Raw genomic sequence first — 21,089 nt, forward strand, 5'->3', positions numbered from 1 at the left:
TGATAATAGTACAAAATATGCCGGTTTAGGCTTTGATGCTTCCGTATGGGAGATTTTCCCTTATCTTATTAAAGGTGCTACACTACATATCTTAGAAGATGCAATAAAGTATGATGTAGCAAAGCTTAATAGCTATTTTGAGACACATGATATTACTATTGCATTTTTACCTACACAATTATGTGAACATTTTATTAGATTAGAGAATAGTTCACTACGTTTTTTATTAACAGGAGGAGACGCATTAAAATCTATAGAAGCTACAAACTATAGCTTAGTAAATAACTATGGTCCTACCGAAAATACGGTAGTTACCACAAGCCATATTTTTACAAAAGATAAAACGTATAGTAGTTTACCTATAGGAAAACCAATAGCCAATACAAGTGTTTACATTTTAAATAAAGAAGGTAATCTAGTTCCGAGAGGAGTTATCGGTGAGTTATGCATAGGAGGCTCAGGTTTATCGCAGGGTTATATCAACAGAGCGGAGTTAACATCAGAGAAATTTATAGTTCACCCTTTTAAGGAAGGAGAACGCTTGTATCGTACAGGTGATTTAGCTCGTTGGTTAGAAGATGGTAATTTAGAGTTTTTAGGTCGTATAGATAGCCAGGTTAAGCTTAGAGGTTTTAGGATAGAGTTAGGAGAGATAGAGAATCAAGTGTTAGGTTACCCAAGTATTAGAGATGTAGTAGTAAATGTTGTAGAGCAAAATCAAGACAAGCATTTGGTAGGCTATTATGTATCAGAAACATCGATAGACTCATCAGCGTTACGTTCTTTTCTGCAAGGCAAGCTGCCGGAGTATATGCTACCTAGTTATTATGTGCATTTAGATGCCTTACCGATCACCGTGAATGGAAAGGTAGATCGTAAGAATTTACCACATCCAAGATTAGATATAGAAGATCATTATGTTGGTGCTTCTAATGCTACAGAAGAAACTTTAATTAAGATCTGGAGTGATGTTTTAGCTATAGAAGAGAACTTGATTAGTGTTGAGCGCAGCTTTTTTGAACTAGGCGGACACTCTTTAAAAGCTACGGTTATGGTGAATCAAGTATATAAAGAGCTAGAGGTAACTATAAACCTTAAAGATGTTTTTGAAAAACCAACAATAAAAGAAATCTCAGATTACATTATCACAATGACCCAAATAGGTGATGAAGTTTTAGAAAATGGATCAGATGTGATTAAAATAACGATATGAAAATAGACAAATTTATAACGGACTTAAGAACCAACAATAATATTATCATTTCTGTTACTGGTGATCAGTTAGATATTACTGCTGAACGACAAGCTTTAACACCGGATATTATTCAGGAAATTAAGGATAAAAAGGAAGAGATATTAGCATTTTTTAAGAAAGTAAAAGATGATAACAACACCATTCCTATTGTTTCAAAAAAAGAATATTATGAGCTATCACACGCTCAAAGAAGATTATGGGTGTTGGATCAGTTAGTAGAGACAAAAGGAATTTACAATGTACCGCTAATACATACTTTTAAAGAGCTTGATATTGGAGCGTTTAAAAAATCAATTATAGCTTTAATTGAACGACATGAAGTATTGCGTACAACAATTCAGATGATACAAGGGAAACCGATGCAAGTTGTTGAATCGATTGATGAATTTAAGTTTGAGATAATTCATAATAAAAAGAGTAATGAGGAATTAAATACCTTTATTAGAGAAGAGACATTCTTCCCTTTCGATTTAACTCGTTCTGCTGTAAGAGCGTCTATAATTGAAAAAACAGATGGTAGTGTAGTTTTTATCTTTATTTTACATCATATTGTTACAGATGGATGGTCATCAAAGGTATTACAGCATGATTTGAAGCTTTTTTATGATCATTATGCTAATAAAGCTTTACTACAATTACAACCATTAAGAATTCAATATAAAGACTACTCACATTGGCAAAATGGACAATTAAAGTTAGGTAAACTCGATGTTTCTCGTAAGTATTGGAAGAATAAACTATCTGGAGAAATTCCAGTTTTAGATTTACCATTGGATAGAAAAAGAGGAAAAGTTAAGAGTTATGAAGGAGCAAGTGTTAGTTATACTATTCCAGCTAGTCAAGTAGAAGATTTAATAGAATTAGGAAATGAGCATGGAACCACTTTATTTATGGTGTTAGTTACTATGCTGAATACATTGTTTTACCGCTATACCAATCAAACAGATATTATTCTTGGTACACCAGTTACAGGAAGAGATCATCCAGAATTAGAAGATCAGGTTGGATATTATAGCAATACTATTGTTTTCCGATCTACATTTAAAGCTACAGATACTTTTATAGAATCACTAGAAAATGTAGGTAAGGTAATGATAGGAGGGTATGAGCATCAATATTATCCTTTCGATCTATTAGTTGATGAGTTGAATTTGGACAGAGATATAAATAGAAATCCATTATTTGATGTAATGGTTTCATATAATGATATAACAGATCATTCAGTATCTCAAAAACAAAGAAATAAGTCTTCACAAAAGATAACTAGTTTGGAAGAAGATGTGAATAAATTTGATCTTTCTTTCTCTTTTATAAAAAATAATCTAGGAGCATTAGTTGTTCATATAAATTATGATAAAAGTATTTTCTTTAAGGCGAAAATACTAAGAATGGTAAAGCATATAGAAATACTGTTAACAGATATTTTAAAAACCCCAAATAGAAAATTAAATGAAATAACTTTATTATCGCATAGAGAACAGTTAGAAATCTTAGATACTTTTAACAACACTTCTAAGAATTATGATTTAGTTGAGAAATATAAAGTTGAAATAAACGATATTATCAGTTCTTTTAGGGAGCCAATCGCTAATTTGAAATTATATATTATTGATTCAAATAATCAATTATTACCAAAAGGAATTCCAGGAGAGATAGCAATTGGAGTGATGGGCTCGGTAAAAGAATATTTAAATCAAGATGAATTAATTACCGAGAAATTTATTTCTAATCCATATTGGTTAGAAAATAATCAAGAAATATATAAAACGGGAGATGTTGGGTGTTGGAATGAAGAAGGAAAAGTAAAATTTTTAGAAGGTCGAAATACTCAAAAACGTATATATGAATCAGATAAAAGATTAAGTGAAATAGAAAATATTTTAATAGAACACTCAAGAATCAAAAACGCAGCAGTAATTATAGAAAAAGACGAGGAAGGTGTAGATCATTTAGTTGCATATTATGTGAAAAATGAAGAGGAGTTAAAAAATAAAGAGATTAAAAATGAAAATATTGATTCTCGAGAAAAAAGGTATATAAATTCAGAACCAAGTTTTCCTAATGTCATTTATAGAGTAGATGAGTTGTTTGATCAAGCAGTTCAAAATTACAAGCATAATATTGCTATTAAGATAGAAGAAAGAGAAGTTACATATAAAGAGTTACAGAGTAAAGTAGATAAACTTGCAACGTATTTAAAAGTTGGATGTGGCGTACGTAAAGGAAGTACTATTGGTATCATGACAGGAAGATCTGAGAAAATGATCGTAGCTATGTTAGCAATACTTAAAGTAGGCGCCATTTTTGTTCCGATTGATGCAGAGTATCCAGAAGATAGGATTTCTTATATGGTTGATGATGCAGCTATACAATGGTTAATTGTAGATGAGAGTATAGTAATACCCAAAATTTCTGAAAAGGTAACTACAATATTTTATGAAAGTATAGAAGAGGAACCAATATATGATCTTTGGGATAAAGAACAGACTATATCATTATCTGATCTCTGTTACATTTGTTATACATCTGGTTCAACAGGCACTCCTAAAGGTGTAATGGTTGAGCATCAATCAGTATCGGATTATGTACAAACATTCACAAAATATTTTGATATTAAAGACACAGACGTTGTTATTCAACAATCATCTATTTCTTTTGATACTTCTATAGAAGAAATATTTCCAACTTTATGTGCAGGAGGAACGTTGGTAATTATTCCCAAAGGAGGTAGTGATATTGACGGTATAATACAGGCAATTAATGAAAAAGAAGTTACGTTGTTAAGTACTACTCCTTTAGTAATTAATGAGTTGAATTTAAGATATGAAGAGCTGAACCGTTTCCCTAAAACTATGATCAGTGGAGGAGATGCACTTCAGCTATCATACATAAACAAACTTATCAATCACACGAATTTCTATAATACTTATGGACCAACTGAGGCCACGGTATGTGCTACTTTTGGTTTGGTACATAGTTCAGCCAGTAACATTGGAAGCCCAATAGCAAACTATGCAGTATATATAGTAGATAATAATGAACAATTATTACCCGTAGGCTCTATTGGAGAAATATATCTTGCAGGACCAGGAATAGCAAGAGGTTATATTAATAAAGAAACAGAAACTCGAAAAAGTTTTATTTCAAACCCTTTCGGAGAAGGCAGATGTTACAAGACTGGAGATCTTGCCCGTTGGACAATGGATGGAACATTAGAATTCTGTGGAAGAAAAGATAATCAAGTAAAAATAAGAGGATATAGAGTAGAACCGAATGAAGTGAATATTAGTATAGCTAAACTTGAAGCAATAAAACAGTGCATTACGGTAGTTAAAAAAGATTCAGAGCAGAAGAATCATTTGGTAACATATTATATTTCTGAAAAAGAATTAAGTGGTGATACTATTCGTAACTTTATAAAAGAGAAGTTACCACATTATATGATTCCAAGGTATTATACCAATATCAAAGAATTTCCTAAAACAATTAATGGTAAAATTGATGTTAAAGCATTACCTACACCAGAAATTTTATCACAAGATATTTCCATTGATTTAGAATTAAAAAAACTTTTAAAAGAAAAGGTAGCGGGTTATATAGTACCTACTTATTATAGAAATTTGGAACGTCTTCCTATTACCATTACTGGAGAGGTAGATAGAAAAGAACTACAAAGAAGAGCAAGAAGACATATACAAAAGCGAATTAAAATTACACCAGTTAATAGCACAGAAAAGAAATTATTAGATATATGGGAAAAATATCTTAAGTTTTCAGGGATTAGTACAGATGATAATTTCTTTGAAATAGGAGGAGATTCACTAAAAGCGATGCAAATAGTATCTGCAATTTATAAAGAAATAGGAGGAGAGATTACGCTTAGAGATATTTTTAGTGCTCCAACGATTAAAGAACTATCAGAATTGATTCTTGGAGAACAAAAAGAAAAAACATTATTGCTTAAATTGAATAATGAAGTTGAAGGCTTACCAAACATCTTTTTTATACCTCCAATATTGGGTTCTTCTACAATTTTCAAGAGTTTAGCAATGAAAATGGACAAGGAATATAATGCTTATGGATTCCAATATAAAGGTTTTGATACAGAAGAAACTTTTGATACATCCATCAAAGCTATTGCTAAAACATTTATAGCTGAGTTAAAAGCAATGAATATTAAAGAGTCTATTTCTTTAGTAGGATATTCTATGGGAGTTCCTATTGCTTTTGAGATGGCAAAAATCTTAGAAAAAGAGCATGATCAGATATGTTTAGTATTTATTGATAGAGGAGTATACAATCAAAAAGTTTCTAAAAGTAATATGTTGCAAATTGATAAACTTTTAGAAAAGGAATTATCTTTTTGGTTAAGCACCACGTTGAATAATTCAGAACGTATCAAACGATTGATGAAACATAATCTAAATCTATTAGATAATTATAAAGTGAAAGGAAAGATAAAAAGTCGCATTTTAACTATAGAAGCAACAAGGAATGCTGTTTCTGCTTCCATGCAAGATTGGAAAAAACATACACGTAATGATATTGTTCATACCTTTATTGAAGCCAGTCATTATGAAATATTGAATAAAGAGAATGAAAATGTAGTATTAGAAATACTATCAAAAGAACCATATTTTCAAGTAAAAGAAGAATGGTTATAACTTTCTACACTGTCAATTTTATAACAAATCTTAACTAAATATTGCTAATACATTTTAAGCATGCAATGTACATCTATAAAAAAAGTGATGTTCTTACTTTTATTTCCACTGATGCTATTCAGTATGGAATACAAAAAAGAACCATCTGATAAGTCTACAAAATTACTCGATGTAGCATTTGAAGAGCAAATCTTAGAATTAATGAATTATGGAGATATTCCTGGATTGAGTATTGTGCTTATAAAAGGAAATCAATATAGTATCAAAAGCTTTGGTTATGCTAATGAGGAAAAGCAAATCCCAGTAACAGCCTCTACAAAATTTGAGCTAGGTTCTTGCAGTAAGGCTTTTACAGCTTTAGCGTTAACAATACTTGAAAAGCAAGGAAAAATAAATCTGGATAGTTATGTGTCAGACTATCTTCCATGGTTCTCAACAACATATAAAGGAAAATCGATTCGAATAAAACTCCGACAAGTACTACATCATACTAGTGGAATTCCTTGGGAAACCATCGCTGAAATTCCTGAGTCTAATGATAAAAATGCATTAGAACAAACTATCAAAAAACTTATAGGAGAAGAATTAGATACTCCTCCAGGAAAAGAATTTCAGTATGCCACAATTAACTATGATATTCTAGCATTAATTATACAAAAGGTTACAGGAATATCCTTTGAAAAGTATATGCAGACGTATGTTATTGATGCTTTAGGTTTAAAAGAAACTAGTATTGGAGAGGTAAAAAAGAACGCAACTAAAGCACAAGGATATAAAATAGGTTTTTTACAAGCTCGTCCTTATAGCGCTCCTAAATATAAAGGGAATAATGCAGCAGGATATGTTATTTCTGATGCTAAAGACGTAATGAAATGGCTAAAGTTTCAAATGGGAATGACTCCAAATCCATTATACAGTGAAGCAAAGATTACACATCAACGAGATGCCTCTGTCGCACTTCATAATATGTCGTCTTATGCTCGAGGATGGGAAATAAATCTTGACGGAACAGGGGAAATTTTCCATAACGGACTTAACCCAAATTTTAGTTCATATATCACATTTAGACCAGAAGAAAAAATAGCTGTAGCCGTAATGGCTAACTCTAATAGTAATTATACCACCTATATAGGTAATAAAATAATGAAGCATTTAGCTGAAGAAAGTATAGAAAAAGATTATAAGCCTGCTGATGGGGGAGACAAAACATATTCTGGTATATCTATAGCTATAGGATTTTATATTCTTATTGTGATGGCATTTTTAACTATGATTTTTATAGATGTATTTAATAAGAAACGTTCGTTTGAAAATATATCAGTTAAAAAATTATATAAGATTTTAGGAACTTTCATTTTAGTTGTTCCATTTTTATATGCGTTATATATATTTCCGAAAGCATTAGTGAATTTTACATGGGAAGCTATACTTGTATGGATGCCAGAGAGTTTTAAAATATTAATTATCTTACTCTTAATTGCTGTGGGAGTAAGCTTTTTAGCCTATGGTTTGTCATTATTTTTCCCGAATAAAGATTCGTTAAAACAAAAAGCTCCTATGATTTTACTAATGACCGTTTTATCAGGATTAGCTAATGTGTTGGTAATTGTTATGGTAACGGCTTTTGTAGGTTCAAATATTAATATGAAATACATGTTTCTTTATTTCGGACTAATAGTTGCTGTATATTTATTTGGAAGAAGATTTGTTCAAATAAGTTTAACAAAAATCACTAGAAGTATAGTATATGATTTACGTATACGATTGGTGAATAAAATATTTTCTGCTTCGTATGAAAAATTTGAGGGAATCGATAGAGGACGTGTTTACACAGCATTAAATGATGATGTAAATACCATTGGGGGCTCTATTAATGAAATTATTTTATTAATTACCAGTTTTATTACAGCGGTAGGTGCCTTTATTTATCTTGCTTCTTTAGCGTTTTGGGCAACTATTGTAGCCATTTTTATTATTGTTTCCATAGCCACATTATACTACATAGTAAGTAAAAATGTGAACCCTTATTTTGAAGAAGCTCGTAATTCAAGAGATGATTTCATGCGTTTAGTAAATGGAATGATAGATGGTTTCAAAGAATTAAGTCTACATCGTAATAAAAAAATAGAGTATAGAGGAGATATAGGAGAGAGTGCAGCGGAATTTAGAGATAAGATGACTACAGCTGATATAAAATTTACTAATGCTTTTATGGTAGGAGAATCTCAATTAGTAATTTTACTTGGGTTAGTTTCTATAAGTATGTCTGAAGTTTTCCCAAGTGTAAAAGCACATACGGTAATGAACTTTGTTGTTGTATTTTTATATCTAATTGCTCCAGTAAATGGAATCCTAAGTAGTATACCTAGTCTTATGAATTTACGTATAGCTTGGGATCGTGTTCAAAAGTTTACTCAGGAAATCCCTGAGAATATAGATCTTTCTGTAATTCCTGAAAAACTAATCGCAAAGGATTATGTGTTGGAGGCAAAAAATATTACATATCAATATCCAATTCCAGAAGGAGAAAAAGAAGGCTTTAGTGTTGGACCAATTAATTTAAAAATTAAAAGCGGTGAAATATTCTTTATTATTGGAGGAAATGGAAGTGGAAAAACAACATTAGCAAAGATGTTAACAGGGCTATATGAATCTCATAGCGGTCAAATTTTACTCAATAATAAAATACACAAAGGCCATGAACTAAGTGAGTATTTTTCATCAGTATTTAATCCAGCATATCTTTTTGAAAAGTTGTATAATATTAATACAAATGAAAAACAAGATGCAATAGATAAATATCTGAAAGTATTAAACCTCGATCATAAGGTTCAAATTGTAAACGGAAAGTATAATACTATTCATTTATCTAGTGGACAACGAAAAAGATTAGCTTTATTACAATGTTATTTAGAAGATTCACCAATATATCTATTTGATGAATGGGCTGCAGATCAAGATCCTGAATATAGGAATTTCTTTTATAGAAGTTTATTGCCAGAAATGAGGGCATTAGGAAAAATTGTTATTGCAATTACTCATGATGATCATTATTTTGATGTAGCAGATAAAGTAGTGAAACTTGATAGAGGTGAAATAGAAACTTTAGATCCGCTTTATATTATAAATCAAAGCATGAATTAAAAATATTAATCGTTATGTATATTACTAAAAATTATAAAAAAGAAAAACATTAAAATCAACTCAAGATATAAAACAAGTATTTAAACAAAGAATACTACATTAATAAATTTATAATATAAATATTTCCATCACTGGAGATAAACTGAATAAATCTGTCTAAAAATTTTATTGATAGAATACTATTATTGATTTAGTATTTTTAAATTCCAAAGTATTAGAATTACTTCAGAGCTTACTTTAATAATACTTATGAATGATAGTGTTGTACTAATTTATAATACTTTCTACTAAATTTAGAAAAAAGATAAGATAGATTATATCTTTAAAATCAAAACAGAATACCCTTAAAATTTATCAACCTTATATTTAAAAATTATGCTACAATTCATAAAAAAACAACTATTAAAAAACTATTTAAAAAAGCAATCGAAAAAATTTAATAGAGAGAAAATGAACTCTGTACTTATTTTTTTTGATTTTGAAACCTTTTTTGTAGGAGGAGCATTACGTCATACTTCTCAATTTAGATTGTTGCAACAGTTTTTTCCAAATGCAGAAATTCATTTTACTTCATCAGATTCTAGAGTAGTTGAATTAGCTTTGAATTCTCCTGAACTTAGAAGCCTTGAATTAAAGCAGTATAAAGAAGTACCTTATGATGAGTATGATTGTGTGGTTTTTCTGTCTGAAAGAGAAACAGAAATTGCAAATCATATAGTTAGTAAGTATTATAAATTATTTAGTCGTAAAATAGATACTATTATGTTTTCTATTAGTTCATTTTCTTATGCTGAAGACGTAAAAGTATTTTTTCCTGTATTATTGGAATTAGTAGGTATGAAATTCGATCAGGATATTAGACTAGATTGTCATAAGAATAAAGTTCACCTAAGTAAAGAAGAAATAGACTGGGCAAATACATATCTAGCAGAGAAAGGAGTGAAAAAAGATGATATGTTAGTTATAATTAATGATAGTAGTGCTTTAGATGGAAAGGTAATTAAGGAGGGAGAGTTTATAAATCTAATCAAGTTAATATTAGAAAAACAAGATACAAAAATATTAATTTACGATGTAAAGAACGTAGGGAAACGTTCACATTTTAAAGAGTATCTCAATGAAGAAATGCTAGATAGAATACTATTCGTGGCAGAAACATCACTTAGAGAAGATATATCCTTAATGGCAGGAAATAATGTAAAAGCAATTATAGGACCATGTACAGGAATGATGCATTGTGCTTCTGGAATTTATAATGTATCTAAAGATAAGAAAGCGCCTTTGATACTCGTTTATAAAGGAAATTTTGAAGACATGGGATCGGCATATGGAACCAATTATTGGTGGGGTAAGAATGACCTTGTAGATTGTGTGCTAAAAATGAAAGGAGTTGGAGAATTAATTCATTTATCTGATATAGAAGACCAAGATAATATTATCGATTATGAATTTTTATATGAAAAAGATATCCATTTAAATCAAAAACTAGATGATACAAAATTAATAACAGCCACAGATCTAATGGATAAGGTTACACCTAGTTTATTAATTGAAGTAGAACATTATTAATTAAAAACACCAATTGAAAACAAAACTATACTGTCTTCCTTACGCAGGAGGAACTTCCAAAATATTTAGCAGTTGGACAGCTTATTTGAATCCTCAAATTGAATTTGTTCCATTGGAATTATCAGGAAGAGGAAATCGTATGTTTGATGAATTATATGAAAATAGAGGGGAAGCTGTAGAAGATACTCTTTCTATGATTAAAGAAGATATTCTAAATAATAATCCGTATATGATTTTTGGCCATAGCTTAGGAGCTTTAATAGCTTATGAACTAGTACAAAAAATTAGAGCATTACAATTTCCCTCTCCATTACATATTTTCTTTTCAGGTTCAAGTGCCCCTCATTTACGTTCTGATGCAAAGAAATTCAGTTTATTAAATGATATAGACTTTAAAAAAGAAGTGCTTAATTTAGGAGGAACTCCTTCCGAGTTTTTTGAAAACCCAGAATTGATGGAGATTTTTTTACCTTTATTAAAAAACGATTTTAAATTAGCTGAAGAGCAAATAAAATTAGATAACACGTCTCCTTTAAATCAAGATATTACAGTCTTTTTTGGAACGGAAGATGAACTAACGAAAGGAAAATGTGAAGGATGGAAGGAACATACTCATGCAAAATGTCATTTATACCCATTTGTTGGTGGACATTTTTTTCTAAATGATCAACAAGAAAAATTAGTTGGACTTATAAATAAAATGTTTTCCAAAGATCAATATAAAGAGCATTAGATAAATAAATAGTCTTTGTAAATATAAAAAAGAGTGGTTTTTATTTTAGAGTAAACTTCCTAAGAAAATGAGATTTTATAATTAAACTAAAAAATATTCTCATTTTTTTAGGATTTTTTAATTAAAATTTTAAGGTAAAAGAACTTCCTTTATCAGGAATAGAATTCACAGTTAAATTGCCACTATGCATTTGCATTATTTGTCTTGAAAGACTCAAGCCAATTCCAGATCCATTTGACTTTGTAGTGAAGAAAGGTACAAATATCTGTTCTAACAAGTCAGCAGGAATACCAGTTCCATTATCGTTTACCTTAATAAATTTATCACCATTTTCTATACCAGATATAATCTCAATTACAGGACCTTCTTTACCTTCTAAAGATTGTATTGCATTTTTAATAAGATTAATAAGTGTTTGTGAAATCTGTTTTTTATCAGCAAAAATATCAAAATCACCTGAAAGATGTTTTATATTAAAAACAATCGCTTTAGATTCTTTTTCTTGAGAAGTTAAAACTTTTATTTCATCAATAAGTTGGGGAACGTTTACAGGTCTTTTATCTGGTATAGGTAAATTCAATATATCTCTGTAAGAATGCACAAAATCAACTAAACTATCACCTTGCTCTTTAATAATTTCTAATCCTTTTATTGTTTTTTTGATATGAAGTTCAGTAATCTGATTAAAAGGAATTTCTGTATTGTTATTTTTATAATAATTTAATATTGAGTCTGATATAGAGCTTAGTGGAGCAATTGCATTCATGATTTCATGTGTTAATACCCTAATTAATTTCATCCAAGAATCTGTTTCTTTTTCACTTAATTCACTATTAATATCTTGGATAGTAATTAAGTTCAATCTTTCTTCATTTAATAATGTGGTAGTAGTTTTTACAACAAGGCTTTTAGTTTCTCGTTCGTTAGTAAGTTGAAATAATTTTCTTTCAAAAGGTTCAAGCGTAGATAGTAAATTAAATAATTTTTCATCTACACGTTTCAATTGATTTAAATGGTTTAATTGAGGTGTGTTTAGTAAACGTTTAGCAGTAGGATTAACAAACAAAATGTGACCCTTTCTATTAATAGTAATTACACCTATATTAATCTCTTTAAGTAATTCTTGATAATAATTTTCTTGCTCTTTATTTCTAATCTGGGTTTCTCTAATGAGGCTTTTAACTTTATTAATACTTTTATGAAGTTCATTTAAAGAATCTGGACCTTTTTCTTCTAAAAAATGAACTGAAAAATCATTGTTGCTAATAGAGTCAAAGAAATAAGCTATTTTTCTATTGGTTTTGTTAAGGTACCTTATTAATAAAAAACCTTGCAAAAGTATAAGCAAACCACAAATTATAGTAAAATACAAAAAGTCTTCTTTCCACAAGAATGCAAAAAGTAAGGCAAATGCTATGATTATAGCTACTCGTAAAAGAATTTGAATGTAATAAACCTTGCTTGCCATTTATTACTTTTATTGTGCTTTTTTAATTTTATTATATAATGTTTGTCTAGAAATTCCCAATTCATTTGCAACGGCTGTATAATTTCCTTTGTGTTTGTGCATAGAATTAGTAATCATTTGTTCCTCAACTTCTCTTAAAGTTTTAGCTTCAAATTGTATTGAATGTTGAGGAGGAGGTAATAATAAGAAATCATTAGGTTTTAATATGGTATCTTCACTAAGAATAACAGCTCTTTCCATTGTATGTTGTAGTTCTCTAACATTACCAGGCCAATGGTATGAATTAAGCTTTTCTTTTCCTGGCGAATTTATCTTTAATACTCCTTTTCCATATTTTTTAGCAAACTTATTTAAAAAGAATTCAGCTAAAACTACAATATCATTACCGCGTTCTCGTAAACTAGGAACTTCTATTTGTATGGTATTTATTCTATACAATAAATCTTCTCTAAAAAGTCCATCTGCTACCATTTGATGTAAATTACAATTAGTAGCGCATATTAATCGTATATCAATTGGAATAGGAACATTAGATCCTACTTTAATGACCTTCCTTTGTTCTATAACGGATAACAATTTAGCTTGCATTTGTAGCGATAGGTTTCCAATTTCATCTAAGAAGAGTGTTCCTTCATTCGCAGCTTCAAATTTACCTATTCTGTCTTCTTTAGCATCTGTAAAGGCACCTTTAATATGGCCAAATAGCTCGCTTTCAAAAAGTGTTTCAGATATCGTTCCAACATCTACATTTATAAATACTTCATTATTTCTTTTAGAAGCATAATGAAGTTCTCTTGCAATAAGTTCTTTCCCAGTCCCATTTTCTCCGGTAATTAAAACACTAACATCAGTAGCTCCTATTTTTTCTGTTAGTTGTAATACTTCATGTATTGCTTTAGAATTACCAACAATGGTGTTTCTTTTTTCATTAATAACTTGTTTTAGTCTATTTTCTTTTTGTTTTAGCTGATTAATTTTTGCTTTAGATTTACGAAGTTCATAAGTAGCTTTTATAGTGGCTAATAACTTACTATTATTCCATGGTTTTAAAACAAAGTCTACAGCTCCATTTTTAAGAGCTTGTACAGCCAAATCTACGGAACCATATGCAGTCATCATAATAACAGGAAGGTCTGGAATTCTTTTTTTAATTTCATTTAACCAAAACAATCCTTCATTTCCTGAGTTAATTCCTGCAGAAAAATTCATATCTAATAATACAACATCTATTTCTTCTAAATTTGGGTAGGAAGTAATTTGATTAGGATTACTAATGGTATGCACTTCTTTACATTCAAATTGAAGCAAAATTTCTAGAGCATTTAAAATACTTTTATTATCGTCGATTATGAGAATTTTTGCATCCAAAATTCAATAGTTTTTTACTGTAATCAAAAATACAAATTGATTATTTAGATATAAAATGAGTGTAAAATTTTTTTACACTATTTGTATAGTTATTTTACACGTCTTCTTAGTTTTTTTATTAAGTTGAATTTTATATTGTTAATAATCAATCACTTATGTTTTTTGGCATAGCATTCGCTTACTATTTGGCATAATTATCTTTAAATATGTACAAATTACATAAACTAACTATTGCAATACTACTTTGTTTACAACTATCACTTTTAGCACAAGAAAAATGGACATTAGATACTTGCGTTGAGTATGCGCTAGAACATAATTTAAAGCTTAATGATTTAACATATGATACAGCTTCAAACAAAGAAAACTATAGACAAGCTTACAGAGAATTGTTCCCAACAATAAGTGCTGATGCTAGTTATAATATTCGAGGTGGTCGTTCTATTGACCCAAATACAAATCAAATTTCAACATCTAATTTTTTCTCTAATAATTATTCATTAAATGCTCAAATTGACCTTTTTCAAGGGTTTAAAAAGCTGAATACAATTACTGTAACACGTTTTTTGTACAAAGCAACTCAAAAAGGAAAGCAACAGGAAAAGTATTTATTAGCTTTTAGAGTTATGAGCGCTTTTTTTGATGTACTATTTAATCAAGAATTAATAAATATTTCTAAGGAGCAAGTTAACTTATCAGAGTCTAATTACAATTTCATAAAAAGACAAATAGAATTAGGACTTAAAGCTAAGGCTGATTTATATGAGTCAGAATCAGCACTCATTTCAGATCAATTAACGCAAATACAAAATGAAAACAACTTAAAGGCAGCTAAACTCAAGTTAATGCAAGAAATGAACCTTGAAAATAGTACAGATATAACAATAAATTCTTTTCATAATGCTCTTGAAGAAAGTTATGAAAAGCAACCTAAATTTCAAGCAGATTCAGTCTATCAAAAAGCACTTACGTTTATTCCTAGTATACAATCAGAGGAACTTAAAGTAAAAGCAGCTGAAAAAGATATAGCTGTGGCAAGAGGAGATCTATATCCTTCTTTATCATTGTATGCAGGATATGAAACAGGGTATTTTGAAACCAATGTAAATGATCAAGGAAATGTAATTCCTTTTAGAACACAAATAGATAATAATGCTTCTCAATATATTGGTATTTCTATTAGTATTCCAATAAGTAACCGTTGGAGTAGCCGTTCAAACATTAAACAAAAGAAAATATCATTGTCAAAAGCTACTAATAATCTCAAATTACAAAAGCAAATACTTAATAATACAATTCAAGAAGCTGTTAGATCATATGAGGCTTCATTAATAGAATACAAACAATCAAAACAAAGTGAAGTCTCTGCAGAAAATGCTTTTAAAATTGCTCAAAAGAGATATGAAAAAGGCTTAATTAGTATTTTAGAGCTTAATCAAGCTAAAAATTTATTTGCTACAGCTCAAAATAAAAATATACAAGTAAAATTTAAATTAAAAGTTCAAAAAAAGACTTTGGATTTCTATAAAGGAATTCCTGTGTTTAACATTATAGACAACGAATAGATTATGGATATACAATTAGAAAAAAAGAAAGGATTGCGTCCAAAGCATTATGGGTTTATATTACTTAGTTTAGTAATAGTATTTCTAATTTGGAAATTTATTACTAATAGCTCAACGTCTACTTTTAGAATTGAACGTGACAAACTTTCCATAGGTCAAGTTAAGCAAGGGAAATTTGATGATTATATAACAATTAATGGTTTTGTAGCTCCTATTACTACTATTTATATGGATGCATATGAAGGTGGAAGAGTAAAAGAAAAATTTATTGAAGAAGGAGCTACAGTAAAAAAAGGGGATATTATTTTACAACTAGAAAATATGGAGTTATATGAACAAATTCTAGCAAGTGAGAATAATTTAGCTTTGAAACAAAACGATTTACGTTCAACAAAATTAACATTTGATTCTAGACAAGTCTCAGGTAGGAAAGAACTTATTAAATTACAGTATGATCTTCAGAAAAATCAAAGGAGTTTTGAGCAAAATAAAGCATTATATGATGATGGTCTTATTTCTAAAGAACAATATTTGGTTGCTAAAGAAAATCTTGATTTTTCGAAAAAACAGTATGATCTTATAAAGATTCAAACCGAGCAAGATGATAATTTAAGAAGCACTTCGTTAAAAGATTTAGATTCAGATTTAGCCAGAATGCGTAAAACTTTGTCTATGGTATATGAACGTATAGATCATTTAAATGTTCGTGCTCCTGCAGATGGTCAGTTAGGTTTTTTAGATGCAGAAATTGGACAAAGTATTAATAAAGGACAACGTATAGGTCAGATTAATGTATTAACGAATTATAAGATTGAAGCTTCTATAGATGAGCATTATATAGATCGTGTAAAGAGAGATCTTACAGGAATTTTAGAACGAAACGGTAAAGCTTATGAACTTCGATTAAGAAAAGTATATCCTGAAGTTCGTAACGGAAAGTTTAAAGTCGATTTAGTTTTTACTTCTGAAAAACCAGAAACAATACGAACGGGACAGAGTTATAGTATTAAATTACAGCTAGGCGAATCTAATAAGGCTTTACTATTACCTAAAGGAAGCTTTTTTCAGAGTACAGGTGGGCAATGGATTTTTGTAGTAGAGCCTTCTGGTGAGGTTGCTTGGAAGCGACCTATTAGAATTGGAAAACAAAATTCAAGATTTTATGAACTAATTGAAGGTTTACAATCAGGAGAAAAAGTAATAACTTCAAGTTATTCAAATTTTGGAGATGCAGAAAAAATTATATTAAAATAACCAATAGTATAAAAACAAATAGAAATGATACAGATAAAAAATTTAAAGAAAACGTTTAGAACTGAAGAGGTAGAAACATTAGCACTTAATAATGTGAATTTAGACATTAAAGAAGGTGAATTTGTAGCTATTATGGGACCTTCTGGTTGTGGTAAATCTACATTACTAAACATTATTGGAATGTTAGATAATCCTACAGAAGGAAGTTATAAGTTTGGAGGACATGAAGTTGCAAATTTAAAGGAACGTCAACGAACTCATTTAAGAAAAGGAAATCTTGGTTTTGTTTTTCAAAGTTTTAATCTAATCGATGAATTAACCATCTTTGAAAATGTAGAACTTCCTTTAATTTATTTAAATGTAAAGAAAGAAGAACGTAGAGAACGTGTAAAAGAGGTTTTAGAACGTATGAATATTAGTCATAGAGAAAAGCACTTTCCACAACAATTATCAGGAGGTCAACAGCAACGTGTGGCAATTTCTAGAGCGGTAGTAACAAATCCAAAATTAATTCTTGCTGATGAGCCTACTGGGAATTTAGATTCTAAAAATGGTATTGAAGTAATGAACTTGTTAACAGAACTTAATAGAGATGATACTACTATTGTAATGGTAACACACTCTGATAGAGATTCACATTATGCACACCGAGTTATCAATCTTTTTGATGGACAAATTGTTACAGAAAGTCAAAATAAACCTATTACTGCTTCTGTGTTATCATAATTTGATTTTATAGTTACGTTTACCATATTAATATTTTTCCAATGCTTAATCTATATATAAAAATAGCTATCCGGTATTTATTAAAGAATCCGATGTATTCTCTTATAAACATAGGAGGTCTTTCTACAGGTATTGCCATATTTATATTAATTATGGCTTACGTTAAATATGAAAAAAGTTATGATAAATTTGAAGGATCTAGTTCAGTATACAGAGTATATTTAGATTATTTAGAAGGAGATTCTTTTGTGCCTGGTGATGCCATGACATACAATAAAACTGGGCTAACACTTAAGGAAATATTTCCCGAAATAGTTGAATATGTCAGATTATATTATTTCGAAAAAGTAACGTTTATAGTTGGTGATAAAATATTTGAACAGTCTTCAGGATCATTAGCAGATAAGAATTTTTTTAAAATTTTTTCCATTCCTTTAGTAAAAGGAGATCGCGAATTAGCTCTTCAAGAGCCCAATTCAATTGTTTTAAATGAATCTTTAGCTAAAAAACTATTTGGTGACGTAAATCCTATTAAAAAGACTTGTGAAATTTATCAAAACGGTAAAAAGATATTGGTAACAGTAACTGGAGTAATGAAAAACATTCCAGAAAATTCACATTATAAAAATTCATTTCTTATTTCATTTTCAACACAAAAAAAATGGGAAGCCTTTAGTAAGAATGACTACGAATTAAACTGGAATAACAATAATTGTTACACTTATATAAAAACAATACCTTCTACAAATGAAGAAGTTCTTAGGAATAAGATTATTGATAGTGATATTGAAAAAAATAAAGAAGAAAGACACAATATAGAGTCCATAGAAAGTATTCACTTACATTCTAATAAACCGTATGAAGTTAACGAAAATGGTAGTGCAAAACGTATTAAATTTCTTACAACTATTGCTTACATAATCATCATTATCTCTTGGCTTAATTATATTAATCTTTATTCTACAAAATTCTTAGATAGAGGAAAGGAAGTAGGAATGCGAAAAGTAGTTGGTGCCGTTCGTTATCAACTCATTATTCAATCTTTAATAGAACTAATGGTACTTAATAGTATCTCAATTATTATAGGAATTTCTGTTGCTATTATATTTTTACCTTTATACACATCCTTTTCAGGACATATATTATACTTTAGTTTTAATGATGTTATAAATCTCTTACCTACATTCTTATTTTTATTTTTTGGCGTTTTATTTATTGGTTTATACCCAGCTATATTATTAAGTAATTCGTCTCCTATTATTACTCTAAAGAAAAAAATAAATGCCTCTTCCCGTAAATTTAATATCAGAAAAATACTAGTTGTATTTCAGTTTATTATAACTACTTCTTTACTTATAGGAGCCATAGTTATTCATAAACAGATGCAGTTTATGGGAAAACAATCTACTGGAGTTAATCTTAATGGGGTGATAGCAGTAAAAGGTGAAGTTATTGGAGTTAAGAATGATTCATTATTAAAGAGAAAATTTAATGTTCTTAAAAATGAACTTGTAACCCTTCCTTTTGTTTCCAAAACAGCTGCTTCAGATACATATCCTGGAGATCATCAAGATAATTTATCCTCTAACAGAGGGATTATAATACCTAGTAAAAAGGAAAGTCTAAAAAAAGTATTTTACAATTATGCTGTTGACGAAAATTACTTTAGTATAACAGGAATGAAGTTTATTTCAGGAAAAACATTTAATCCTTCTGTAGAAAATTCTAATACTGAAGTTGTAGTCAATGAAACTTTTTTAAAAGAAATGGAGTTAGGTAATGCAAAAGATGCAATCGGTGAAACATTAAAATTTTGGAATATAAATTGGACAATTGTAGGTGTTATAGAAGATTACAATCATTTTGGTCTAAAGAAATCTATAACCCCAATGCTTATTCGTTATAAAGATAATTCGAAGAATCTTTTAGTACAATTAGAAGCACAAACCGAAGTAGAGTTTGCAGAAGTTTTAGAAAAAATAGAAAAAAAATGGAGTGCTATATTTCCAGTCAGTACTTTCAATTATGAGTTTCTAGAAAAAAAATATCAACTACTTTACAAGGATGATAAAAAATTTAGTGATGCTTTCCAAATATTTACTTTACTGGCTATTTTAATTGCTGCTATGGGGTTATTTGGACTTACTTCCTATACATGCTTTCTTCGTAAAAAAGAAATTGGAATAAGAAAAGCTAATGGAGCTTCTGTTTATCAAGTTGTTACGATTTTGAATAAAGATTTTATTAAATGGGCATTTTTAGGTTTTATAATATCTATTCCTATTTCTTTTTACACAATGAATATTTGGTTGGAAGATTTTGCTTATAGAATATCTATTAGTTCAGGTGTGATTATCCTAGCTGGAATTCTTACATTATGTATTACTATTTTTACAGTAAGCGGACAAAGTATTCAGGCTGCTTTAAATAATCCTACTAAAGTATTGAGAGAAGATTAATGAAGAGGTAATCTTATATATTATGATCTAAATAACTGATTGTTATTAAAATAAGAATGTAGAGGCTTGCTATTCTTCATTTGGAGTATAGCTTAAAATTATTGTTTAAAAATAAAATAATTAGAAATATGAAAAATACAATGCTAAAAATAATGATACTTAGTTTAATAATTATCATTGGTATACAAGACCTATTAGGGCAATCAAAAACTATTCAGTTAAATAGTTTTGATAAGGTAATTGTTAGTCCTCATATTGAGGCTGTTTTTAGAAAAGGAGAAAAAGAATCCGTTACAATTAACGAATTAAAAGTTCCTATGGAAAAACTTAATATCGAGGTTGAAAAGAATACCCTACACATATTTTTAGAAGGAGCCAAAATAACTACAAAAACAAAAGTCATTAAAGAAAATGGGTATAAAAAAAAGGAGCCTATTTATAAAGGAACACAAGCAAAAATTATAATAACATATAAAAATGTTGACGTTTATTCTTTAAGGGGAGAAGAAAAGTTTGAATTAGAGGGTGTTGTGGAACAAAATAAAGTTAAGTTTAATATTTATGGAGCTTCTCAAACTTTAATTAATGAATTAAATGTTGATGATTTACGAGTTACTATTTATGGAGAAAGTTTTCTAGAAATAAAGAAAGGTAATATTGATAGACAAAAATTTACTGCTTATGGGGAAAGTAAAATTAATACACTAGGAGTTGTTAATAATACTACAAAAATTACAGCATATGGAGATGGAGATTATCGGTTCAATGTTACAGATTTATTAAAAGTTACAGCTTACGGAGAGGCAGAAGTAGGATATAAAGGATCTCCTAAAATTAAAAAAGGATTAATTATTGGAAATACAACAATAAAGAGTATTGAGTAG

Annotated in this window: 12 protein-coding genes; 10 read left to right on the forward strand and 2 right to left on the reverse strand. The window is 29.1% G+C overall.

Features of this window, described 5'->3' with window-relative positions; all coding sequences use genetic code 11:
• From BVC87_RS07455 to BVC87_RS07475, 5 genes are all read left to right on the forward strand, one after another.
• On the forward strand, positions 1-1,213 hold a 1,213-nt coding region (locus BVC87_RS07455; protein ID WP_143569737.1), incomplete at its 5' end, for a non-ribosomal peptide synthetase.
• A complete protein-coding gene (locus BVC87_RS07460) occupies positions 1,210-5,919 on the forward strand; it encodes a non-ribosomal peptide synthetase (RefSeq protein WP_075341742.1) in 4,710 nt (1,569 codons plus the stop codon). The genes BVC87_RS07455 and BVC87_RS07460, both read left to right, overlap by 4 nt.
• A 123-nt stretch (positions 5,920-6,042) precedes the next feature.
• The gene (locus BVC87_RS07465) at positions 6,043-9,063 is read left to right on the forward strand and encodes a cyclic peptide export ABC transporter (RefSeq protein ID WP_159439334.1); all 3,021 of its coding nucleotides are present in this window, start codon (positions 6,043-6,045) and stop codon (positions 9,061-9,063) included.
• 450 nt (positions 9,064-9,513) lie between these two features.
• Positions 9,514-10,632 (forward strand): glycosyltransferase family 9 protein, encoded by a 1,119-nt coding sequence (locus BVC87_RS07470; protein WP_143569738.1) that lies wholly within the window; start codon positions 9,514-9,516, stop codon positions 10,630-10,632.
• A 13-nt stretch (positions 10,633-10,645) separates the two neighbouring features.
• The gene (locus BVC87_RS07475) at positions 10,646-11,365 is read left to right on the forward strand and encodes a thioesterase II family protein (RefSeq protein ID WP_075341745.1); all 720 of its coding nucleotides are present in this window, start codon (positions 10,646-10,648) and stop codon (positions 11,363-11,365) included.
• Between the two features lie 121 nt (positions 11,366-11,486).
• Here the strand turns inward: BVC87_RS07475 and BVC87_RS07480 are convergent, their stop codons facing one another.
• Complete coding sequence (locus BVC87_RS07480; RefSeq protein WP_075341746.1) at positions 11,487-12,833, reverse strand: sensor histidine kinase; 1,347 nt, start codon at positions 12,831-12,833, stop codon at positions 11,487-11,489.
• A gap of 9 nt (positions 12,834-12,842) precedes the next feature.
• Positions 12,843-14,201 (reverse strand): sigma-54-dependent transcriptional regulator, encoded by a 1,359-nt coding sequence (locus tag BVC87_RS07485; RefSeq protein WP_317041727.1) that lies wholly within the window; start codon positions 14,199-14,201, stop codon positions 12,843-12,845.
• A 206-nt stretch (positions 14,202-14,407) separates the two neighbouring features.
• On the opposite strand from BVC87_RS07485, the gene BVC87_RS07490 reads away from it, so the two are divergent.
• The 5 genes from BVC87_RS07490 to BVC87_RS07510 all read left to right on the forward strand — a co-directional run bounded on the left by BVC87_RS07490 (position 14,408) and on the right by BVC87_RS07510 (position 21,089).
• Positions 14,408-15,766 carry a TolC family protein gene (locus BVC87_RS07490; RefSeq protein WP_075341748.1) on the forward strand — a complete coding sequence of 453 codons (1,359 nt, stop codon included), beginning with the start codon at positions 14,408-14,410 and terminating at the stop codon, positions 15,764-15,766.
• A 3-nt stretch (positions 15,767-15,769) separates the two neighbouring features.
• A complete protein-coding gene (locus BVC87_RS07495; RefSeq protein WP_075341749.1) occupies positions 15,770-17,020 on the forward strand; it encodes an efflux RND transporter periplasmic adaptor subunit in 1,251 nt (416 codons plus the stop codon).
• Positions 17,021-17,044: 24 nt separating this feature from the next.
• Positions 17,045-17,746 (forward strand): ABC transporter ATP-binding protein, encoded by a 702-nt coding sequence (locus tag BVC87_RS07500; RefSeq protein WP_075341750.1) that lies wholly within the window; start codon positions 17,045-17,047, stop codon positions 17,744-17,746.
• Between the two features lie 41 nt (positions 17,747-17,787).
• Positions 17,788-20,205: an ABC transporter permease gene (locus BVC87_RS07505; protein WP_075341751.1), complete on the forward strand. Its 2,418-nt coding sequence runs from the start codon at positions 17,788-17,790 to the stop codon at positions 20,203-20,205.
• Between the two features lie 152 nt (positions 20,206-20,357).
• Entirely contained in the window at positions 20,358-21,089 is a 732-nt protein-coding gene (locus BVC87_RS07510; protein WP_099098843.1) for a head GIN domain-containing protein, read from the forward strand.

This window comes from Tenacibaculum agarivorans (genome assembly GCF_001936575.1).
In the GTDB taxonomy this organism is placed as follows: Bacteria; Bacteroidota; Bacteroidia; order Flavobacteriales; family Flavobacteriaceae; genus Polaribacter; species Polaribacter agarivorans.

Bases quoted from the DNA above. Each gene is read 5' to 3' on its own strand.
- BVC87_RS07505 (WP_075341751.1), top strand. From the start codon at position 17,788: ATGCTTAATCTATATATAAAAATAGCTATCCGGTATTTATTAAAGAAT.
- BVC87_RS07510 (WP_099098843.1), top strand. From the start codon at position 20,358: ATGATACTTAGTTTAATAATTATCATTGGTATACAAGACCTATTAGGG.
- BVC87_RS07470 (WP_143569738.1), top strand. From the start codon at position 9,514: ATGAACTCTGTACTTATTTTTTTTGATTTTGAAACCTTTTTTGTAGGA.
- BVC87_RS07460 (WP_075341742.1), top strand. From the start codon at position 1,210: ATGAAAATAGACAAATTTATAACGGACTTAAGAACCAACAATAATATT.
- BVC87_RS07480 (WP_075341746.1), bottom strand. From the start codon at position 12,833: ATGGCAAGCAAGGTTTATTACATTCAAATTCTTTTACGAGTAGCTATA.
- BVC87_RS07495 (WP_075341749.1), top strand. From the start codon at position 15,770: ATGGATATACAATTAGAAAAAAAGAAAGGATTGCGTCCAAAGCATTAT.
- BVC87_RS07500 (WP_075341750.1), top strand. From the start codon at position 17,045: ATGATACAGATAAAAAATTTAAAGAAAACGTTTAGAACTGAAGAGGTA.
- BVC87_RS07465 (WP_159439334.1), top strand. From the start codon at position 6,043: ATGGAATACAAAAAAGAACCATCTGATAAGTCTACAAAATTACTCGAT.
- BVC87_RS07490 (WP_075341748.1), top strand. From the start codon at position 14,408: ATGTACAAATTACATAAACTAACTATTGCAATACTACTTTGTTTACAA.